Origin of the sequence: Streptococcus rubneri, from assembly GCF_004785935.1 — a bacterium.
Classification (GTDB): domain Bacteria; phylum Bacillota; class Bacilli; order Lactobacillales; family Streptococcaceae; genus Streptococcus; species Streptococcus rubneri.
This window is the reverse complement of the sequence record NZ_SRRP01000002.1, coordinates 82,990-101,641: the sequence shown is the minus strand read 5'-3', so window position 1 is coordinate 101,641 and position 18,652 is coordinate 82,990. Positions and strand designations below refer to the sequence as shown.

23 protein-coding genes, 1 tRNA gene and 1 other RNA gene are annotated in these 18,652 nt (G+C 38.7%); 10 read left to right on the top strand and 15 right to left on the bottom strand.

Going from position 1 to position 18,652, the window contains the following annotated elements; translation table 11 throughout:
* The 6 genes from prmA to E5S68_RS08665 all read right to left on the bottom strand — a co-directional run bounded on the left by prmA (window position 1) and on the right by E5S68_RS08665 (window position 4,150).
* Window positions 1-951, bottom strand: a complete 951-nt coding sequence (prmA, locus tag E5S68_RS08690) for a 50S ribosomal protein L11 methyltransferase (protein ID WP_135783199.1) — start codon at window positions 949-951, stop codon at window positions 1-3.
* Window positions 952-1,088: 137 nt separating this feature from the next.
* Window positions 1,089-1,562, bottom strand: a complete 474-nt coding sequence (locus E5S68_RS08685) for a GNAT family N-acetyltransferase (RefSeq protein ID WP_135783198.1) — start codon at window positions 1,560-1,562, stop codon at window positions 1,089-1,091.
* Entirely contained in the window at window positions 1,559-1,993 is a 435-nt protein-coding gene (locus E5S68_RS08680; protein ID WP_135783197.1) for an NUDIX hydrolase, read from the bottom strand. Before E5S68_RS08680 ends, E5S68_RS08685 begins: the two co-directional genes overlap by 4 nt.
* A 29-nt stretch (window positions 1,994-2,022) precedes the next feature.
* Window positions 2,023-2,565, bottom strand: coding sequence for a hypothetical protein (locus tag E5S68_RS08675; RefSeq protein WP_135783196.1), 543 nt, complete (start codon window positions 2,563-2,565; stop codon window positions 2,023-2,025).
* Window positions 2,566-2,587: 22 nt separating this feature from the next.
* On the bottom strand, window positions 2,588-3,661 hold the full coding sequence (locus tag E5S68_RS08670; RefSeq protein ID WP_135783195.1) for a site-2 protease family protein: 1,074 nt from the start codon (window positions 3,659-3,661) through the stop codon (window positions 2,588-2,590).
* 18 nt (window positions 3,662-3,679) lie between these two features.
* The gene (locus E5S68_RS08665) at window positions 3,680-4,150 is read right to left on the bottom strand and encodes a DUF3013 family protein (RefSeq protein WP_006596958.1); all 471 of its coding nucleotides are present in this window, start codon (window positions 4,148-4,150) and stop codon (window positions 3,680-3,682) included.
* Between the two features lie 114 nt (window positions 4,151-4,264).
* Here E5S68_RS08665 and E5S68_RS08660 point away from each other — a divergent pair, with 114 nt between their 5' ends.
* From E5S68_RS08660 to E5S68_RS08655, 3 genes are all read left to right on the top strand, one after another.
* Window positions 4,265-5,536 carry a replication-associated recombination protein A gene (locus tag E5S68_RS08660; RefSeq protein ID WP_135783194.1) on the top strand — a complete coding sequence of 424 codons (1,272 nt, stop codon included), beginning with the start codon at window positions 4,265-4,267 and terminating at the stop codon, window positions 5,534-5,536.
* A gap of 66 nt (window positions 5,537-5,602) precedes the next feature.
* A non-coding RNA gene (ssrS, locus tag E5S68_RS10915) (6S RNA) lies at window positions 5,603-5,796 on the top strand.
* A gap of 1 nt (window position 5,797) precedes the next feature.
* Window positions 5,798-5,870, top strand: a tRNA-Lys gene (locus E5S68_RS08655).
* Between the two features lie 86 nt (window positions 5,871-5,956).
* On the opposite strand, the gene E5S68_RS08650 is transcribed toward E5S68_RS08655, so the two are convergent.
* Genes E5S68_RS08650 through E5S68_RS10585 form a run of 4 tightly spaced genes read right to left on the bottom strand, consistent with a single transcriptional unit; the run spans window position 5,957 to window position 8,518 of the window.
* Window positions 5,957-7,096: a site-specific integrase gene (locus E5S68_RS08650; RefSeq protein ID WP_135783193.1), complete on the bottom strand. Its 1,140-nt coding sequence runs from the start codon at window positions 7,094-7,096 to the stop codon at window positions 5,957-5,959.
* A 1-nt stretch (window position 7,097) separates the two neighbouring features.
* Window positions 7,098-7,286 (bottom strand): DUF3173 domain-containing protein, encoded by a 189-nt coding sequence (locus E5S68_RS08645; RefSeq protein ID WP_000369785.1) that lies wholly within the window; start codon window positions 7,284-7,286, stop codon window positions 7,098-7,100.
* An 11-nt stretch (window positions 7,287-7,297) separates the two neighbouring features.
* Window positions 7,298-8,275: a replication initiation factor domain-containing protein gene (locus E5S68_RS08640; protein ID WP_135783192.1), complete on the bottom strand. Its 978-nt coding sequence runs from the start codon at window positions 8,273-8,275 to the stop codon at window positions 7,298-7,300.
* 45 nt (window positions 8,276-8,320) lie between these two features.
* Entirely contained in the window at window positions 8,321-8,518 is a 198-nt protein-coding gene (locus tag E5S68_RS10585) for a hypothetical protein (protein ID WP_167470857.1), read from the bottom strand.
* A gap of 196 nt (window positions 8,519-8,714) precedes the next feature.
* On the opposite strand from E5S68_RS10585, the gene E5S68_RS08635 reads away from it, so the two are divergent.
* From E5S68_RS08635 to E5S68_RS08610, 5 genes are all read left to right on the top strand, one after another.
* Complete coding sequence (locus E5S68_RS08635; protein ID WP_002919839.1) at window positions 8,715-9,227, top strand: helix-turn-helix domain-containing protein; 513 nt, start codon at window positions 8,715-8,717, stop codon at window positions 9,225-9,227.
* Between the two features lie 218 nt (window positions 9,228-9,445).
* Window positions 9,446-9,961, top strand: coding sequence for a DUF308 domain-containing protein (locus tag E5S68_RS08630; RefSeq protein ID WP_021767032.1), 516 nt, complete (start codon window positions 9,446-9,448; stop codon window positions 9,959-9,961).
* A gap of 521 nt (window positions 9,962-10,482) precedes the next feature.
* Complete coding sequence (locus tag E5S68_RS08620; RefSeq protein ID WP_223361914.1) at window positions 10,483-10,926, top strand: DUF1269 domain-containing protein; 444 nt, start codon at window positions 10,483-10,485, stop codon at window positions 10,924-10,926.
* Window positions 10,927-10,954: 28 nt separating this feature from the next.
* Window positions 10,955-11,371, top strand: a complete 417-nt coding sequence (locus E5S68_RS08615; RefSeq protein ID WP_071788307.1) for a helix-turn-helix domain-containing protein — start codon at window positions 10,955-10,957, stop codon at window positions 11,369-11,371.
* A 214-nt stretch (window positions 11,372-11,585) separates the two neighbouring features.
* The gene (locus E5S68_RS08610) at window positions 11,586-12,731 is read left to right on the top strand and encodes a low temperature requirement protein A (RefSeq protein WP_135783191.1); all 1,146 of its coding nucleotides are present in this window, start codon (window positions 11,586-11,588) and stop codon (window positions 12,729-12,731) included.
* A gap of 495 nt (window positions 12,732-13,226) precedes the next feature.
* Here the strand turns inward: E5S68_RS08610 and E5S68_RS08600 are convergent, their stop codons facing one another.
* The 5 genes from E5S68_RS08600 to E5S68_RS08580 form a co-directional block, all read right to left on the bottom strand.
* Entirely contained in the window at window positions 13,227-13,766 is a 540-nt protein-coding gene (locus E5S68_RS08600; RefSeq protein ID WP_135783190.1) for a T6SS immunity protein Tdi1 domain-containing protein, read from the bottom strand.
* 203 nt (window positions 13,767-13,969) lie between these two features.
* On the bottom strand, window positions 13,970-14,422 hold the full coding sequence (locus tag E5S68_RS08595; protein WP_135783189.1) for a YrhA family protein: 453 nt from the start codon (window positions 14,420-14,422) through the stop codon (window positions 13,970-13,972).
* A gap of 373 nt (window positions 14,423-14,795) precedes the next feature.
* Window positions 14,796-14,957, bottom strand: coding sequence for a TipC family immunity protein (locus E5S68_RS10580; RefSeq protein ID WP_234697707.1), 162 nt, complete (start codon window positions 14,955-14,957; stop codon window positions 14,796-14,798).
* Between the two features lie 147 nt (window positions 14,958-15,104).
* On the bottom strand, window positions 15,105-15,854 hold the full coding sequence (locus tag E5S68_RS08590) for an MBL fold metallo-hydrolase (protein ID WP_135783188.1): 750 nt from the start codon (window positions 15,852-15,854) through the stop codon (window positions 15,105-15,107).
* A 209-nt stretch (window positions 15,855-16,063) separates the two neighbouring features.
* Entirely contained in the window at window positions 16,064-16,603 is a 540-nt protein-coding gene (locus tag E5S68_RS08580; RefSeq protein ID WP_135783187.1) for a T6SS immunity protein Tdi1 domain-containing protein, read from the bottom strand.
* Between the two features lie 249 nt (window positions 16,604-16,852).
* Here E5S68_RS08580 and E5S68_RS08575 point away from each other — a divergent pair, with 249 nt between their 5' ends.
* Both E5S68_RS08575 and E5S68_RS08570 read left to right on the top strand, forming a co-directional pair.
* Window positions 16,853-17,956, top strand: a complete 1,104-nt coding sequence (locus tag E5S68_RS08575; protein WP_135783186.1) for an ABC transporter permease — start codon at window positions 16,853-16,855, stop codon at window positions 17,954-17,956.
* A gap of 1 nt (window position 17,957) precedes the next feature.
* Window positions 17,958-18,647, top strand: coding sequence for an ABC transporter ATP-binding protein (locus E5S68_RS08570; protein ID WP_135783185.1), 690 nt, complete (start codon window positions 17,958-17,960; stop codon window positions 18,645-18,647).
* Window positions 18,648-18,652 lie beyond the last annotated feature (5 nt).

Genomic DNA, 18,652 nt, shown 5'->3' with positions numbered 1-18,652 from the left:
CTAGCCTCCAATCACACCAGAAATATCCTTGGTCTTCTTGAAGACACAAGCATTCCACTCCCCTTGGATCATGTGGGTTTCAAGGAAAAATCCAGCTGCTTCTGCTGACTCACGCACCATGTTCCACTTGTCCTTGATAATGCCACTCATGATCAGGTAACCTTCATCCTTGACCAAGCGGTAAGCATCCTCTGTCAGATGAATGAGGATATCCGCCAAGATGTTGGCCACGATGACGTCTGCCTCAATCTCCACGCCTTTAAGCAAATCGCCTGGCGCCACATGGATATTTTCCATGCCAGGATTGAGCTCAATATTTTCCTGAGCGACCCGAACCGCTACATCATCCAGGTCATAGGCGAAGATTTCCTTAGCACCTAGAAGCGAGCTAGCAATGGAAAGAACCCCTGAACCTGTCCCCACATCTAGTACTGTTTCGCCACCACGAAGAACCTGCTCCAAGGCAAAGAGACTCATCTTGGTCGTCGGGTGGGTTCCTGTTCCAAAGGCCATGCCAGGGTCCAGCTTGATAATCTTTTCTCCCGCTGTTGCTTCATAGTCCGTCCATGATGGCACAATGGTCAAGTCATGAGTAATGCGAGCTGGTTCATAGTATTTCTTCCAGTTGTCGGCCCAGTCTTCCTCAGCCAAGGCAGACGTCCCCATCTTGACCTCTCCCAGATCCATAAAGTCTGTCAATTCTGTCAGACGAGCCTGTAAGTCCGCTTCAACCGTTGCTACATCAACCGTTTCCGGATAGTAGGCTGTCACCACAATTTCTTCTTGTTGCTCGACCTCTGGGAAAATCTCACCAAAGCGATCGACGTTGCCCACATAGTCCATACTGTCTTCAATCGCAACACCCTGGGCACCTAACTCAATCAAGAGATTGGAGACCAACTCCTCTCCCTCACGCTTCACTGTAACTTTTAACTCTTGCCATGTTTCCATTATTAAGATACCAAGCCCGTAAAACACAAAGCCAAAATAGGAAACTCTCTGAAGACACTTGTGTCTAAGAGAAGTTTATCTTTTTGGCACCGTGTTTAGGGCGGGTTCAGTTTAGAAATTTAACCGAACCATCCTTTCTATTTCTCTATCAATTTTTTCATGTAGACCATATCCATACCTTCTTTTTCAGGCTCGATATGGGTTTGATGGTAGCCATTCTTCTCGTAGAACGCGACCATGCCTGCATCTTGTAACACCGTACACAAATCCCATTGTCTAACGGTTGAAAATTCCTCTTCTAGCAAGCGTAATCCTTCAGATCCATACCCTTTTCCCTGATACGGAGGCAGAATCGCTGCGGTCCCCAACCAAGCTTCCGTTAACTCTTCATTGGTATGAATTCGTAAAAAACCAATCTTCTCTTCGTTTTCTTTCACAAAGTAGTAATAGCTATAGGGTCGCTCAACTAATTTCCATTTAATTCGCTCGCGATCTTCTAGATAGGGATCATATTCATCTTTGTATTTGTCATAGACTGCCTTAAAACTGGCTCTTTGAATGGCAATAATGGTTTCTAAATCCTCTGCTCCTGCTTTCTCAAGTCTTATCATAAACTTTCCTCCACATAATCGCGCACTCGTTCTTGTAATTGGGGAACGACCCGATCTGACGCCAAAAACTCTTCAAGTCTCACTAACTTATAGCCCTGTCCCTCGTCTCCAAAGACAATACTATTAAACTGTTCCTGTGTCAATTTCCCAACTAAAAAGACGGAGTTTTTGTTCTCATCTAACATGCTGGGGTAGATCCAAGACCAAACTATGTCATCTTTCAATAGTTGGATGCTCAATTCCTCATAAACTTCACGCGCTACACACTCAAAAGGACTCTCGTCCCCTTCGCGGCCACCTCCTGGTAACTCCCACAGATTAGGCCAAGGAAGAGTTGGTTTATCATCGCGTAAGATGGTCAAAATTCGCCCATCACAAATCAAAGCAATCTTACAACCCGTAAAATCCAAGTGTTTATCCAATAATTCCATGATGATGACCTTTTCTTATCATAACCTAGCTAGCCTTCTTCAATCACCTTTTGGCACTCTGCATCCCAGTATGCCTGCCATCTACCATGTTTTTTAGCAAAATAAACGGTAAATTCATCATTCACATAATCTGCAACATAGCGAAGATTAGGCGGATTTTCCTCAAAACTTAATACCCAAGGATGGAAGTAAAAAGTTTTCTCCCACCTCTTCTGAGTATAGCCCAAATCCTTGGCAAACTGAGGGATGGGTTGTTGCATCTCACTTTCCAAACAAGACTGAATGGCATTGTCAATACTATTTAAACGAGCTAATAGTTGTTGAAACTGCTCTTCTTCCTCCGTCTTAAAACCAACTAGAAATTCAAATTCCGCAAAATCTTCAGGAAATTCAAGTTCTGTGATTTTACCATCCTCTGCGTAGCGTCCCTCCTCATTAACGAGGCGACGAGTTCCAAACTTCAATATTCGCTCGAAATCTAGATCCGCAAAGCGATTTCGAGGAAGGATCGACTCACGCTCTTGAGATTTTTGGGATTTTTTACTAAATAACTGCTTAAATATCTGAAGCATCGTACAGCTCTCTTTCCTTTTCTCAGCTCAGCTGAGTCTCTTCTTCCTGTATTGCTTGTTCTAACTCATCTAACCACTGCTGGTAATAGGCTTTCTCATCCCGCAACATGCGACTTACATCCATCTTCTGTCTAGCAAGCTTGATCGCCTTGTGGGTCTGGGCCAAATCCTTCTTGACGGTAAATTGATACCAGGCTTGGACCGCCTGTATATTGGTCAATTTCATCGACAAAAAAGACTTGACTCGTCGAATGGTCGCGTATTCCTCTGCTTTTTCATGATCTCCTTCCAACAAGGCGATATGCAACAGAGATAACTGAACGGCCGTTTGAATCATCGGATTATCTGCCCTCTCCAGTAAAGACTGAAACTGCTCTTTAGCCGCCTCGCGATTGCCCTCTAGAATCAAGACTTCTCCTTGAAGGGCTAAGACACCCTCCACAAAGCCTCCTTGCGCCTCCTCAGGAACAGGTCTAACAAAATCTTTTAGATCGTAATCTTCTGGTGCTAACAGGGTCTGAGCAGAATGGCGCAATCCTAGATAAGCATAGGGTACATTTTCAGGATGGCGCATCAATTCTAAAATTTTAGCTCCATCTGTAATCCCAAAGGGGAGAGCATTGGCCAAAATGAAGGAGATATTGAGACAAATCCAAGTGCCTGCAAAATACCAACTCTGTGTCAGAACTCCAAAAAGGATGGATACGATAAGTAAAGTCAAATGAACCAATATCCCACCGGAAAGCATCAAGATCATTCGTTGGTCACTTTCATCCTCTTTTAGTCCAATATACTGGGCACCGACATTTTTCAGAACGGCCGTGCGGCTAAGACGAAACTTCCCTGCTTTTTTAGTCAGGAGAAAACTTCCCAAGCCTAAAGCGACGAGCCGATAGCCCGTCAGATAGCCACAAAAAGCATGCCCCAGTTCATGGAGAATGAAAATGAGATACATGCTAGAAAAAGTGAAGAGATACCCCGGTACAAAAACTAGTTGAAAACCTAACTCCGTAAAGGCGATCGTCCCCAAGGCAAAAGCCCCTATCAAGAGAAGAAAGGACAGGCTGTAAACCAGGTAGGTCCCAAGTTTTTTCATCAACTCTCCCACTCGTTTCTAATATCTCGGATAAGGGTAAAAGGTGCTTTCTTCTAGACCAACTTTGCCTTCTTCAAAAACTTCTTGGTTCCAGACGATCTCAAAGCTCTCTGCTTCTTCGTCTGCTAAGAAATCCATGAGGTCATCCAAGGCCAGCTCGGCTGTATCCTTTAGGAAGGTCGCAAAATAAGCTAGAAACTCCCGAGACAAGCCTTTTTTCGGTTCATAAGGAATCGCTGTTAAATAGGCATCTTCCTCCATATGAGACTTGGCTGGATTGTAGAAGATAACAGCTTCTTCAAAGAAGATATCCTCGTCAGACTCTTCGCCCGACTCATCGACCAAAGCAACCCCTCCTGTGTTTTGTACTTCTAAGAGAAAAGCCACTTCTACTGCATGATTCTTCTTATCCCAATTGATCTCAAAGTCAAAGGGAAAGACCTTTTCCATTTCCTCTTCTAAAACATCCAAAAATCCATATTTAGACATCGTGTCCTCTTTCTAATTTCCCACTCTTAGAGCGGAATATGATACAATAGTTACTACAATCTTACCATAAAAACTGCCTCTTTTAAAGGAGACAAAGCTAGAAAGGAGACCCTCATGCCGGACAATCTCGCCCTGCGCATGCGCCCAAAAACCATCGACCAGGTCATCGGCCAAGAGCACCTGGTCGGTCCAGGGAAAATCATCCGCCGCATGGTGGAGGCCAATCGTCTCTCGTCCATGATTCTCTTTGGCCCACCAGGGATTGGCAAGACCAGTATTGCTTCTGCCATCGCGGGCACAACCAAGTATGCCTTTCGGACCTTCAATGCAACCGTCGACAGCAAAAAACGCCTGCAAGAGATCGCAGAGGAAGCTAAGTTTTCAGGTGGCTTGGTCCTGCTTTTGGATGAGATCCATCGCCTCGATAAAACCAAGCAAGATTTTCTCCTGCCTTTGCTCGAAAGCGGTCTGGTCATCATGATCGGCGCTACGACCGAAAATCCTTTCTTCTCCGTGACGCCTGCCATTCGCAGTCGGGTACAGATTTTTGAGTTGGAACCCTTGACCAATGAGCAGGTCAAAGAGGCTATCCAGTTGGCGCTGGGGGACTCTGAGCGGGGCTTTGACTTTCCTGTTACCCTCGACGAGGAGGCCTTGGATTTCATCGCCACTTCGACCAATGGGGACCTGCGTTCTGCCTATAACTCTCTCGATTTAGCCGTCCTCTCTACCAAGGAAGGGGAGGATGGCGTTCGTCACATCAGTCTCGAGATCATGGAAAACAGCCTCCAGCGCAGCTACATCACCATGGACAAAGATGGAGACGGCCACTACGACGTCCTCTCTGCTCTTCAAAAATCCATCCGCGGATCCGATGTCGATGCTAGTCTCCACTATGCCGCTCGTTTGATCGAAGCTGGAGATCTGCCCAGCTTAGCTCGTCGCTTGACAGTCATTGCCTACGAAGATATCGGTCTGGCTAATCCAGATGCGCAGATCCATACGGTGACAGCCCTTCAGGCAGCGGAGCGCATCGGCTTCCCCGAAGCCCGCATCCTCATCGCCAACATCGTCATCGACCTGGCCCTTTCGCCTAAGTCCAACTCGGCCTACGTCGCCATGGACAAGGCTTTGTCTGACCTCCGTAAGTCGGGCAACCTTCCTATCCCCCGCCATTTACGGGATGGCCACTATGCTGGAAGCAAGACCTTGGGGAATGCCCAAGACTACAAATACCCCCACAATTATCCTGGTAATTGGGTCCAACAGGACTACCTACCAGACAAGCTGAAGGGTACCTCCTATTTCACTCCTAATGAGAATGGCAAATACGAGCGAGCCCTAGGGACGACAAAAGAGAAGATTGATCAACTCAAGAAAAGGTGACATCGGTTCCAAAAAATTGAGATTTTCCCTTGAAATTTTTTTGAAATATGGTATCATATACATATAGAAACGCTGTGGTGTACGACTTCACACTTAAGTGTTGACCGACTATTTTTTGTATTATTAGGGAAACAAAGGACTTCTAACAGCATGCAGGCCGTATCACGCGGAAGCAGCTTCAGTTAGAGCAAGTTGCCCACCTGCTTAATTGCGCGGGTTCAATACAAACCGTGAAGTTTCGGCACCAATACAGCTTTTTTTGCCTCCTTAGCTCAGTTGGTAGAGCAGTAGACTCTTAATCTATGGGTCGCAGGTTCGAGCCCTGCAGGGGGCATCTAAATCAACAGGAAAAAGCCTTGATTTATAAGGCTTTTTTGCTTGTCTATAACTGATTTGCCCCATCATTTGCCCCACATTTTTTTATGAGCAATCTTTCCAAACATCTCTAATTTGATTAAATTCTTCAAAAATTTTCTCTTCTAAAGTGTGTCCATATACTTCTACTAACATTGAAATATCTCTATGCCCTAGAATTTTTGCAATAACTCCAAGGTCAAATCCTTTGTGCCAGAGGTAGCTTCCATAGGTATGACGTGCTCCTTTTGTCGTGATAATTGGATAAATATCTAATTCATTTAAAAGAACACTCAAAGCTTTATTGACACTTGCAATATCTGGTACCAAGTGAATATATCCATAATGCTGAAAAATCATTTTATACCTATTCTTGATTCCTAGCTCTTTATTAGCCTTCTCCTGTTCAATTTTTAGGACTTGTAATATCTTAATACATTCTTCGTCTATCGGTACCATCCGAATAGACGTTTTATTTTTTGGAGGGACAAATTTATGAGAAAGGGTATTAAACCTCCTATATGTTTTTAGCAGTCCTCTGTCAAAGTCAACTTCATTCCAAGTTAACGCTATTAACTCTCCAAACCTCATGCCTGTTTTTAATAGAAAATAGACAATATAAGGAACAATTGAACGTTGGTAATCAAATTTTCTCTTTACTGCTAAAAGTAAATCCAGATAGTCCTTTTCTGTATGTAAATATTTCTCTTCTGTCATCTGTTGTTCTTTGGATGAAAATAACTCGACATGTTGTGTAAAATCATCTATTAGAACTTTGTCGGCAATTGCCATTTGGATGCTCTGATGAATCCCAGTATTCAATCTACCAAGAAAATTTCTACCAACTGTTTGTCCATACTTATTCATAATTCTTTGGTATTCACTCGCACGAATTTGAGTGACTTTTTTATTTCCAAATAATCTTTCAATTGTGTTTTTACGGAGAAGATATTTTTTCTTTGTCTCTTCCGACCTACTACTCGGTATAATTTTTAGTTCAAGCCATTCTTGATATAGATCGACAAGAGAAATATCTCTAGAAATTCTTTTTCCTAAACGAAGTTCTTGCAGAATCGGTTCAGCTTCTGACTCTGCAAGTTTTTTTGTTTTAAAACCGCTATTATGAACAACAGTTTTCCCTTCGTTACGAATTTCATAGGTCCATAAATTACTATCTCCTCGCTTTCGGTAACGAACACTTGCCATATTACGCCACCTCTGTTCCTAGAATCTCATTTACAACACTTTTTGGAACAACCATCAAACGTTTGCGATTATAAAATGTATAGCCTCGTGATACAAGTAATTCTCTTGCCTGATGAATGATATCATTCGCTGTATGAGGGCGATAGCCCATTTCAATTAATTCTTTGTTACTAATTAAATTATTATCCATAGTTATCCTCCTTATTGATTTTCTAAATTCAGAAACTCACCTACAAGTAATTGTAATTCTGTATTTAATTTAGGGAGATTCTGTATTAATACTTCTTTTAATTCTTCCGCAAATTGGTTTGTTTCTTCTCTCAATAGTTTGCGGACTCTTGTTTTTTTCTTTTTGATGCTGTCTGATTTTAAATTTGGAAAAGCCAATGATAACAGTTCAGGATTGTTGAGAAAGATAATTGTAAATGCTCTTTGCTCCACTCGAATATGTTCTAGCTTATAAAATCCGAAATTATCAAGTCGATTCATAATATCTTGGACCATCTCCTCACCAATCGCTTTGGTTCTAAGTTGGAACTCCAGTCTCCACCAAAACGGATTTACAGCCAAATCTAGCTTCTCTTCGCGCTTATGAGCAATGATTTCTTTATTCTTATCATATAACCTAACTTGTACATTACTACCGCTAGAACCCCAATATTTCGTCTCTAATTCACCCCCTCGACCATAGAAGACCTTATGGGTAACACCACCTTTAATATGTTGCAAATTAACGATCTCAGGCCTGTTGAAAATGTCAAATGCCAAATCAAAACGAGACAAACGTACTGTCAATGAATTCAATCTAGCAAAGTACATTAATTGCCTCCATACTTTCATTCCATCAAATTCTTTTAAAGTATTAGGATTGAAATCAATTCGAATCAATTGTTCATTTCCATAAGTGGATAATTGAAAAAATATAATATTGATTGAATCATACTCATTAAAATCTTTAGCTAAAGTAAATACATCATCTCGTACGTTATCATGTATTTCAAATGAATCAACTCTTGTACTTATTGCCTGTTTCAGATTTTTAAAAATTTGTCTTAGGGAACCAATGTCTGTATCCCAGATAACCGTTAATCTATCAATACTGACATCTAACCGCTGTACTAATTCTCCTACATCACATCGTTCTTGAATACTTCTTAAATCTTGTATAGAAACCAACAAAATTGTCCCCCCTTCTTTTAGATTTTTTAGGTTTCAGAAACACCGTCAAATCAACGATTGCTCGTTCCGTCGTTCTTTGGGCGTTGCCCTAAGTGTCCCTTTTTGCTGGCTGTTAGAATAGCCAGCTTTTGCTTGGCTAGAAATTGTCTGGACGGCAGTCTTCGGGACTTCGCCTGACTTCCCGTCAGGCTCGCCCTTGTCCTTGTCCACACAATTTCTAGCTCTAAGGCTTCGAATAGTCATAAGTCATCGTCTTGTCCTCAACTTCTTCCCCACTCACCAATCCTAAACTTACGAGCTATTTTTTTGTATTATTTATAACTTATTTATAAGTTATAAATATATTTTATAAAAAATATTTTAAATAGTCAACTAAAAACTTGATTTGTAAGTTTATAGGTGATAAAATAAGTTAAAAATAAAAGAATAGGAGTTTTCCATGACCTTTATTATTCAAAATTTTGGACCCAATTTGGCACGCCTACGCATAGAAAAAGGAGTAAGTCAAACTCAACTAGCTGAAGATTTAGGAATTGGTAAACAGTCCATCTCTGATTACGAAAAACAAAAAAGCTATCCTACCTTTGCAAATTTGGATAAGATAGCAGAATATTTTAATGCAACTCCAACCCAACTATTTGGAACTAGTAAAGAGATTGAGTTAGAAAAGAGCGTTCTTGAATCTAATGAATACTCTGATAAAGTAAGTGAGATTTTAAAAGCTGTCAAATACATCGAAGATTTTCTAGAAACTGATGGACAGTACTTAGAGGATTTACTTTACTTAACAAGAGGCAACCAACTATACACAGAAGATGGAGATGAGTTGTATATTGATCCAACTTCTCAGAAAAGAACACTTCATAACCAATATGAACCTGGTTTTATTGTAGCAAGGGATAAATCTCCACTAGAACTCTTAATTGAAAATAAGGAATTGTTTGATAAATAGAAAAAGCGAGGATAACCTCGCTTCAGATTGAAGTTAAAATCTTTAGAAGACACTTTTATAAGGACTTTGTCTTCAATCTGTGAAAAGGAGTGAAAACTCCTTTTCTTTTTGTAAGTCAGACTGAAACTTCCAAATTGTTTATTTATTTTATTGACATTTTCTATAAAAATAAGTACAATAGTTTTATTAGCAAACTATACTATATAGGGGGTATTGAAATGAAATTTTCTAATCGTTTACTGCTATTCCTTGCAGGAGTTGTTTTTGTCCTTTTAGGACTTTTCCTATTTACAAACCCAGTAGCTAATCTTGTTGCTTACAGCTGGTGGATTGCATTTGATTTACTGGTTTCTTCTATAGCAGCTATTTTAGGCTATTTCTCTGCACCAAAAGAGCTTCGCTCACCTGTTTATCTTTTCCAAGGATTTGTTAGTCTTCTCTTAGCTCTTTACCTCGTTGCTTATGGCTTTTTGACCCTGCCGGTCGTCATTCCGACCATTGTAGGAATTTGGTTAATTGTAGAAGCCATTATTGCTTTCTTTAAAGGCAATCGTCTAGGATTGATTTTCCCTATTATTGGTAGCAATATCACGTGGGTAGCCTTGCTTGAATTTTTACTAGGTCTAGTGATTCTGTTCAATCCAGTGGCTACAGGTGTCTTTGTCGTTTATGTCATTGCCTTTGCATTTTTAGTTACTGGCTTCACCTACATTATTGAGGTCTTTCGTAAATAGTCTAGTTGCTATTTCTATCGCATTCAAAAAAGCTGGGAAATCATATTCTCAGCTTTTTTGTCTCTTTAATTATCACTTTTTCGCATTCCATTCTGCGTAGAATTGCTCCAAGTATTCTTCCAAAAAGTGATGGCATAGTGCTCTAGCATTCGATAAGTTGCAATAATAACCGGTCGAGAACGGGGCATCGACTCAATCATACCGAAAATAAAAGAGCGAATGTTATCTGCAAAAAGAAAGCTTAGATTCTTTGCGATTTCAACAAAAAAAGCACTGTTTGTACTGACCCCAAAAAGTTAGACAAGTAATTTAAGTGAAGGATTTAGTTCTGTATTTCACAGGACTAATGTAAGTGGCTCATTTGGACTATCCTCCTGTTTTGTTTTGTCACTTACAGTATAGTCCTTTTAGGCTTTTCAGAATTAAAACAGTTTGTTCAAACTGAAAATACAAAATTAGCTCAGGCTTCAATTGTAAAAGCTGAAAATGGTGTTGTTAACGTCAAAGATAGCTTTGATTTGATGAATTCCCTAGGAGATGATTATTTCGAAGGCGGATTAATTGGTAGTTTAATCGGAATTTTAGGTGGACCACTAGGTGTTCTCTTTGGTTTTGCTACTGGTGGAGCAATTGGCGCCTCCGTTGGTTCAGACAAAGAATTGATCAATTCGGCATTAATTACAACCGTTAGTAAAAAGTTGACTAATGGCGAAGTAGCTATTATTGCACTTGTACAAGAAAATGATGAATCTGTTTTAAATGCTATTTTTGAAAAGTATCAGGTTGACATTGCTAGATGGGATGTCGCTACTGTTGCGGCAGAGATAGAGTCAGCTCTCAAAATTCAAGAAGATTTAGAGCATCAAGCTAAAGCTCGCTTAATTGCGGATAAAAAAGAAGCTCGTCGTGAAAAATTTGATAAATTGAAAGCTAGTATTAAAGAGAAATTTTCGAAAAAAAATTAACAGACTGAAGAGACTGAGGTAATTAGGAATCGGTAAACAGTCCATCTCTGATTACGAAAAACAAAAAAGCTATCCTACCTTTGCAAATTTGGATAAGATAGCAGAATATTTTAATGCAACTCCAACCCAACTCTTTGGAACGAGTAAAGAGATTGAGTTAGAAAAGAGTGTTCTTGAATCTAATGAATACTCTGATAAAGTAAGTGAAATCTTAAAAGCTGTCAAATACATCGAGCATTTCCTACATACTGATGGACAGTACTTAGAGGATTTACTTTACCTAACAAGAGGCAACCAACTATACACAGAAGATGGAAAAGAGTTGTATATTGATCCAACTTCTCAGAAAAGAACACTTCATACCCAATATGAACCTGGTTTTATTGAAGCAAGAGATAAATCTCCACTAGAGCTCTTAATTGAAAATAAGGAGCTATTAGATTAAATAAAAAAAGCGAGGATATCCTCGCTTTTCTATTGTAAAATCTTATTCTTCATTATCAATCATCAAACACTCTGCCTGTGAGTTGGTACATGAGGTAAATGTGCTCCAAGGTTTTGACAATTCGCGTCACATGAAGTTATTTAAGCATCTCCTTTTCTCTCATTACCATTTTCTGTTATAATAAATTGTACTTCTAGAATAGAAAGGACTTAAGATGACAACTCTTATTAAACATAAACGTGTAGAATTTTCAGAACTTTTTTATGACCTAGTTTTTGTTTTTGCGATTTCAAAAGTAACTGCTTTAATTCACCATCTTCATAACGGTATTTTGACTTGGAATTCTTTGCTTGATTTTTTCATGTCTGTCTTGCTTCTCACTGATTCATGGATGATTCAAACCGTTTATACCAATCGCTATGGAAAGAACTCTTTATTTAACATGGTAATCATGTTTATCAAAATGGGACTTTTACTCTTTATATCCAATTTGATTAAAGATGATTGGCAACAATATTTTCATTATGTCTGTTGGGCTATTGGTACATTAACCCTTACCTTATTTTTTCAATATTTGGTTGAGTTTTTTAAAAAATCAACCGATAATGTTCATAGGGAAAGTATCAAAGGTTTTCTATGGATAACAGGTCTACGAAGTTTAGAAATCTATCTAGCAGCTCTTCTTCCTATTTACATTGGAGTCTATATCCTTTATGCTAGTATTCTGCTAACATTTATTACGCCAATTACCTCGATTAGTAAAGATGATCATTTCCAGATAGTTCTCCCCCATTTAATCGAGCGCATCTCCCTTCTTGTCATTATTACGTTTGGAGAGATGATTATGGAGCTAGCTAACTTCTTTACAATCGAGAATTTCTCGATTTATTCGGTTCTTTATTTCATTATTATGATTTCTCTGTTCTTGTTTTATTTTGGTCAATTCGACCATGCTATTGATGAAAAATCTAATCAAAAGGGGCTATTTCTAATTTACAGTCACTATCCTATTTTCATTGGGCTTATGATGATGACTGTATCGATGAGTTTTCTTCTGAATCCTGAAGCTAATCGTCTCTTTGCAACCAGCTTCTTTTATATCGGAATTGGCCTCTTCCAAGCTGCTGTCCTAGCAAATGGGCCCTATAACAAACACTATCTTCGCTATTCGAAAAGTTACTACTGTGTCCAAGCTACACTCTATCTGGCTGCCTTGATTCTCTCTTTAATCTTTGCTTCTAATCCTATAATAGTAGTAAGTATTACAACCATTTTAGCTCTAGCTATAGCTATTCATTCTATTTATTTTTATATGACACAGACTAAAAAACATTCCACACCTTACTGGGAGTTGTTTTAATGAGTTTATAAGATTAAAAAGCTTTGGGAACCAAGGCTTTTTTTTTCATTAATTTGTTTTTCCATTTTATCCTCCAATTTGATCTCGCACTGACATTTATTTATAACAAAACTATATATCTAGAATAGCATAATCATTAGGTATTATAGGTTTTCAAACCAAATACGAGTCATTCGTTTTTGCCCCACTTTTGCCCCATTTTTAAATCCTGACATTGAAAACACCTAAAAGTATTTCCCTAAAATCAGCTATATTTCAACATTTTTGTTTATTTTCAATATGAAAAGTTCTTACAAATTCATGCAGGGGGCATCTAATAATACAACAGGAAGCCTGATATATCAGGCTTTTTTGTTTGTCATTTTGTTTTTTGTACCAAAATTTGTATCAAATAATTTATATTCACCAAATTAGCGAGCCTCATCCAAAGACTCGCTATTTATCTAACACTCGTTTTCATCGAAAAAACCACCGCGAGGGTGGTTGTATTTACTATCAATCGTCAAACACTCCGCCTGTAAGCTGGTACATGAGATAAATATGTTCCAGGACTTTTACTTTATCCATATGATCCACATCTTTAAAGCCTCCCAAGGCTAGTAAAGGAACAAAACCGAAACACTGGTTATAAGACAGAGCACCATGTTTTGACACAGCTTGTCTATATAAATCAAGTTCAAATTTTTTTGTAATATATTCGTTATCTAAATATTGAACGAATAAATCCATCCCCTTACAAATAATATCCAAATCTTGAATATTGTATTGGACAATTCCCACATAGGCATTCTTTTCCCAAGTAACAATATCTCCAAATGCTGTTACGAACATAGGAAAAGCGATATCTCCTCTGAAATAACTATCTTGGAGAAGTTCCAGATAGTCATCTGGATTGATGACTTTGAGATAACCATCTAAGAAGGTTCCTAGACCATCCTCCTGCCAAATTTGAACCAACTCAGCTGGAACTTGATCCTTGTATTTTTCAATCACTTCTTGGGGCATATCTGCCACTTTTATAAAGTTTTCTAACATTTTATCCTCCAATTTATTTTCTATTCACGTTTCACTCTGCCTCTAGTATACCATAAACCATATGCACCAGCTTTGATCAAACCACAAGAAAACCACCTCGAAGGTGGTTTGTTCTTTAGATATAACTATTTGCCATTATGCTCTCTTTGAAAGGTTTCCATATCTGCCGTTGGAAAATTATTTATCATATTTTACCTATCTTTTTAAGAGGCATATTCAATAGCATCTGAAAGAAAACTTTCAAGTAAATCATCCAAAGAATTAAATTTCTCTACTACCTCCGCAGATGGCATATCTAATTCTAAATATTCATCGTTACTAGGATCATATACAAACCAACTAATATTGTTCTCTCCGATAAAAACAAACCGTTTATTTCCTTCAACTTCATGCCAAATTTTATTATACTCAAAGAAATCATAAACCTCAGCAGAACAATTATCATCTGTTTTTAAACCATAAAGTACACTCCCATTAAAATCAAGACCATTTACTTTTGTTAAAAATCGTGAATATTCTTGTTCTATAAATATTTTAACTTCGTTTATTTCATTTTTGCTGAGAGATTTAATTTTATCTAAATCAATTGGAGAATTTAACTTTTTCCCATAACCAGATTCAATTCTTTCTATTTTTTCTAAAAGTTCAAGCCACATTTAATTACCTCACTAATTATATATGTTTTTTCCAATGATTGGCCACAAAACTTCCTTACTGTCCCCGATTTTCATTGTTCTAGCAATACTGTTTTGATAATTGGTAATAACTTTATGGTAAGGTTCATTCTTTATCAAGACCAAAATGCTAAAGTCGTTGGTTCCACTATCATCAAGTGGCAATTCATGGTGCAGTTGATAACCTTTCGGCACCAATCCATCTTTCAACTTTTAACTACATCCGATGTTCTAATAATAGACTGATGATCTAGCATTTCCTGTATTTGTTTTTGAATCATTTCAGCCTCCCGGTTGTTACTTTCGTGCTTTTATTATATCGTATCAAAAGCACAAAAGTAACAATGATGATTATTCATAAAAAGATGTCGGACAAATACCTTCCGACATCACTTTCCTCATAGTATATTTCATCAAAAATATTATGTATCCGTTGATGCCTATAGTACTGAAAGTCACTGAAAGATAATAACAGAACTACTAGTAACGAATAGAATACAAATTTTCTCTTCTTCATCCGAATTTCATAATACACAGCTAAAAAAATTCTGCCTCTGCTTCCCAATCTTTATCTGTATTGGCACGAGTAAACTCTATTTTAAGACCTACTTTGGATTATTTTTATTCAAAAACTTTTCTACTATACGTTTATTCATCTAATCAATTAGATATCAATAGTTTCTCCAATAGATAAAACCGTATAGTTTGCGTCTTCGACTTCTTTATTTGTCGTATTGTAATGACTATAGCCTTCAATATGAATTGGATAAATATTTTTAGGTTGAAGTAGATCATTCATTTGGTTTAGCATTTTCAAATCCATTGTAAATGGTCCACCAAATGAATCAGATTTTACAGCACCTAAATTAGCAAAAATGGCATCTATATTTTTGGGAACACTTTTTATTAAATTTGAATAGAAAATAGTATCACCCGTAAAATAAATCACTTTAGTTTCTGATGAACTTGCAATTGATATTTGATAACCATTAACTTTACCAACTATTTTTTGCATAATGAAATTACTAGCATGATAGGCTGGTAAGGCTTTGATAGTAATAAGATAGTCACCGACAGAAAACTGCTTTTCTTCGCCCCATTTTAAAACAAAGTTATTTAAGCCAGATAACCCATTTAAGATTTTCTTATTAGGAGAAATTACAGTTTTACCCTTTAAATAATTTCTTCCTACATCATCTAAATGATCATGATGACCATGAGTTATTAGCCATACATCAACTTTATTAAGAAGAGACTTATCATTATTGACATCAGTTTGTTTCTCGGACACAAATCCTTTAAACTGAACTAAAGTTCCTTTGGGAGATAAATCAGGATCAATTCCTATATAAAATTTATTATCAATAGAAAGGACTCCACATGCAACTCCACAATAAGTAAACGAAATAGACATAATACCTCTTTTATTTTTTTATATAACGATATTTGTTCAATTTATAAGTTGAAATAAAATTAATTATCAGCTTAATCCACATAAAGAAAACAACAGCTACTACCATTGATCAAAAGTTCAAATTCACAACAAGACTAGTATACCACAAATCATATGTACCAGCTTTTATAAAGCCATAAGAAAACCACCTCGAGGGTGGTTCTTTTCTATCAATCGTCAAACACTCCGCCTGTGAGTTGGTACATGAGATAAATGTGTTCCAGGACTTTTACTTTATCCATGTGATCCACATCTTTAAAGCCTCCTAATGCCAAGAGCGGGACAAAACCGAAACATTCATCGTAGGCCAATTGCCCATGTTTGGCAACAGCTTTTTTGTAGAGTGGAATATCGAAATATCTTAAAACATATTCATCATCCAAAAAATTCAAAAAATGTGACAGACGCTTAATTATAATGTTACAATCTTGAATATTGTATTGGACAATCAATACATAGGCGTTCTCTTCCCAAGTAATAACATCACCAAAAGCTGTTACGAACATAGGAATAGCGATGTCACCTCTGAAATAACTATCTTGGAGAAGCTCAAGATAGTCATCTGGATTAATGACTTTTAGATAACCGTCTAAAAAGGTTCCCAAACCATCTTCTTGCCAAATTTGAACCAACTCAGCAGGGACTTGGTCCTTATACTTTTCAATGACTTCTTGGGGCATATCTGCCTCTTTGATAAAGTTTTCTAACATGTTATCCTCCGATTTGGTTTTTAGCATCGTTTCTCTATAATCCCAGTATACCACAAACCATATGTATCAGAGTCTACTTAACAAGAAGAATAACAATCTCATAGGCATTTAAGTATCTAAAAAGAATAATGTTTTTGAAACACTCTACCAAACACTAGCCCCCTATTATCCCCCCACTTGTGGTATGATGGTAGAGTGTGTTTAGGTGCCGAGCTACTCGAGCACCTCCGTGCTAAAAGGAGAACGAATATGAAAATCGCATGGAATGAAATTAAATACCAACCCAAGAAGTTTATCCTGATTGAACTCCTCATCACCATCCTCATGTTTATGGTGGTGTTCTTATCTGGTCTGACAAATGGACTGGGCCGTTCGGTATCGGCCCAAATCGATAACTATGGGGCCCTGCACTACATCCTTTCGACGGATTCAGAAGGGATTATCCCCTTTTCAACCATTACGGCGAAAGATTTAGATGAGGTCCAAAAGATAAAAGGGATAGACTATTCTGGCTTGTCCATCCAGCGGGCAACCGTCTCAAAAACAGAGGATTCCAACACTCTGGATATCACCTACTTCGCGACCGATCACAATGAAAAAGAAATCCTCAATCCAATCATGGAAGATACAGACATCAAGATCTCCGACTTACAGAAAAACGAGGTCATTCTGGACCATTCTTTCAAAGAGGATGAGGGAATCCAAATTGGCGATCAAGTGATCGACAAAACTTCTAAGCAAAAACTCAAGGTCGTGGCCTTTGCGAAAAATGCTAAATACGGCTATAGCGAGATTGGCTTTATCAGCTCGGAGACCTACACAGGCATGCGGCAAAAAACAGATCCAAGCTATCAATGGCAAGCCCAAACCCTTGTGACCAAGAAAAGCATCACTTCTAGCAATCTAGCCAGCAACTTAATGGTGGCGGATAAGAAGCAAGTGATCGATAAAATCCCTGGCTACAAGGCTCAAAACCTGACGCTACGGATGATCACGTGGGTGCTGCTACTCGCTTCCTCTGCTATCCTTGGGGTCTTCTTCTATATCCTGACCTTGCAAAAGTTGAAACAGTTCGGCGTCCTAAAGGCCATTGGCATGTCCATGAGCCAGATCACCTATGTCCAACTATCCCAGCTCACCATCATCTCCCTCATCGGAGTACTGCTTGGTCTTGGCTTGGCAACCATGATGGCGCCATTTTTACCCAATAGCGTCCCTTCCTTTATGACCCTGAAAGACAACCTCACCATCTCGGTTAGCTTTATCCTGACCTCTATTTTGTGTGGTGCCTTGTCCCTTATCAAAATCAAAAAAGTAGATCCAATCGAAGTCATTGGTGGAAATGGAGAATAAGATGGCCATTATCGCATTAGAAAATATCAGAAAATCCTACGCCGATGGCAGCCAGATGCACCATGTCCTTAACCAGCTGAATTTAAGCGTCGAATCCAACGAATTTGTTGCCATCTTGGGCCCTTCAGGATCTGGCAAATCCACCCTCTTAGCTATCACTGGTTTACTCTTATCAGCAGACGAGGGGCGGATTTCTATCGCTGGCCAAGACTTGACCGGCCTCAACCAAGGCCAGTGGACGCAAAAACGCCTGGAATTGCTCGGCTTTATCTTTCAAGATCACCAGCTCCTCTCCTATATGAAAATCGGTGATCAGTTAGAACTGGTGGCCAAATTGAAGGGGGAAAAGGACAAGAAAAAACGCCATGAGGAAGTCAAAGCCTTGTTGGCAGATCTTGGCATCGAAGCTTGTTACCACCAATACCCGAATCAGATGTCCGGTGGGCAAAAACAACGGGCAGCCATCGCGCGGGCCTTCATCGGAAATCCGCAGGTCATTTTAGCCGATGAACCAACGGCTAGCTTAGACCCAGATCGAGGGCAAGAAATCGCCCAGTTGATCCGGAAAGAAGTCAAATCCAAAAACAAGAGCGCCATCATGGTGACCCATGACCGCTCTATCCTGACCTATGTGGATACCATTTATGAATTAAAACACGGCCAATTGCTAAAGGTCGAAAAGCTTGATTAAATACA

Coding starts and splice junctions, on each gene's coding strand:
- prmA (WP_135783199.1), bottom strand. CDS start 951: ATGGAAACATGGCAAGAGTTAAAAGTTACAGTGAAGCGTGAGGGAGAG.
- E5S68_RS08685 (WP_135783198.1), bottom strand. CDS start 1,562: ATGATAAGACTTGAGAAAGCAGGAGCAGAGGATTTAGAAACCATTATT.
- E5S68_RS08680 (WP_135783197.1), bottom strand. CDS start 1,993: ATGGAATTATTGGATAAACACTTGGATTTTACGGGTTGTAAGATTGCT.
- E5S68_RS08675 (WP_135783196.1), bottom strand. CDS start 2,565: ATGCTTCAGATATTTAAGCAGTTATTTAGTAAAAAATCCCAAAAATCT.
- E5S68_RS08670 (WP_135783195.1), bottom strand. CDS start 3,661: ATGAAAAAACTTGGGACCTACCTGGTTTACAGCCTGTCCTTTCTTCTC.
- E5S68_RS08665 (WP_006596958.1), bottom strand. CDS start 4,150: ATGTCTAAATATGGATTTTTGGATGTTTTAGAAGAGGAAATGGAAAAG.
- E5S68_RS08660 (WP_135783194.1), top strand. CDS start 4,265: ATGCCGGACAATCTCGCCCTGCGCATGCGCCCAAAAACCATCGACCAG.
- E5S68_RS08650 (WP_135783193.1), bottom strand. CDS start 7,096: ATGGCAAGTGTTCGTTACCGAAAGCGAGGAGATAGTAATTTATGGACC.
- E5S68_RS08645 (WP_000369785.1), bottom strand. CDS start 7,286: ATGGATAATAATTTAATTAGTAACAAAGAATTAATTGAAATGGGCTAT.
- E5S68_RS10585 (WP_167470857.1), bottom strand. CDS start 8,518: ATGACTATTCGAAGCCTTAGAGCTAGAAATTGTGTGGACAAGGACAAG.
- E5S68_RS08635 (WP_002919839.1), top strand. CDS start 8,715: ATGACCTTTATTATTCAAAATTTTGGACCCAATTTGGCACGCCTACGC.
- E5S68_RS08630 (WP_021767032.1), top strand. CDS start 9,446: ATGAAATTTTCTAATCGTTTACTGCTATTCCTTGCAGGAGTTGTTTTT.
- E5S68_RS08620 (WP_223361914.1), top strand. CDS start 10,483: ATGAATTCCCTAGGAGATGATTATTTCGAAGGCGGATTAATTGGTAGT.
- E5S68_RS08610 (WP_135783191.1), top strand. CDS start 11,586: ATGACAACTCTTATTAAACATAAACGTGTAGAATTTTCAGAACTTTTT.
- E5S68_RS08600 (WP_135783190.1), bottom strand. CDS start 13,766: ATGTTAGAAAACTTTATAAAAGTGGCAGATATGCCCCAAGAAGTGATT.
- E5S68_RS08595 (WP_135783189.1), bottom strand. CDS start 14,422: ATGTGGCTTGAACTTTTAGAAAAAATAGAAAGAATTGAATCTGGTTAT.
- E5S68_RS10580 (WP_234697707.1), bottom strand. CDS start 14,957: ATGAAGAAGAGAAAATTTGTATTCTATTCGTTACTAGTAGTTCTGTTA.
- E5S68_RS08590 (WP_135783188.1), bottom strand. CDS start 15,854: ATGTCTATTTCGTTTACTTATTGTGGAGTTGCATGTGGAGTCCTTTCT.
- E5S68_RS08580 (WP_135783187.1), bottom strand. CDS start 16,603: ATGTTAGAAAACTTTATCAAAGAGGCAGATATGCCCCAAGAAGTCATT.
- E5S68_RS08575 (WP_135783186.1), top strand. CDS start 16,853: ATGAAAATCGCATGGAATGAAATTAAATACCAACCCAAGAAGTTTATC.
- E5S68_RS08570 (WP_135783185.1), top strand. CDS start 17,958: ATGGCCATTATCGCATTAGAAAATATCAGAAAATCCTACGCCGATGGC.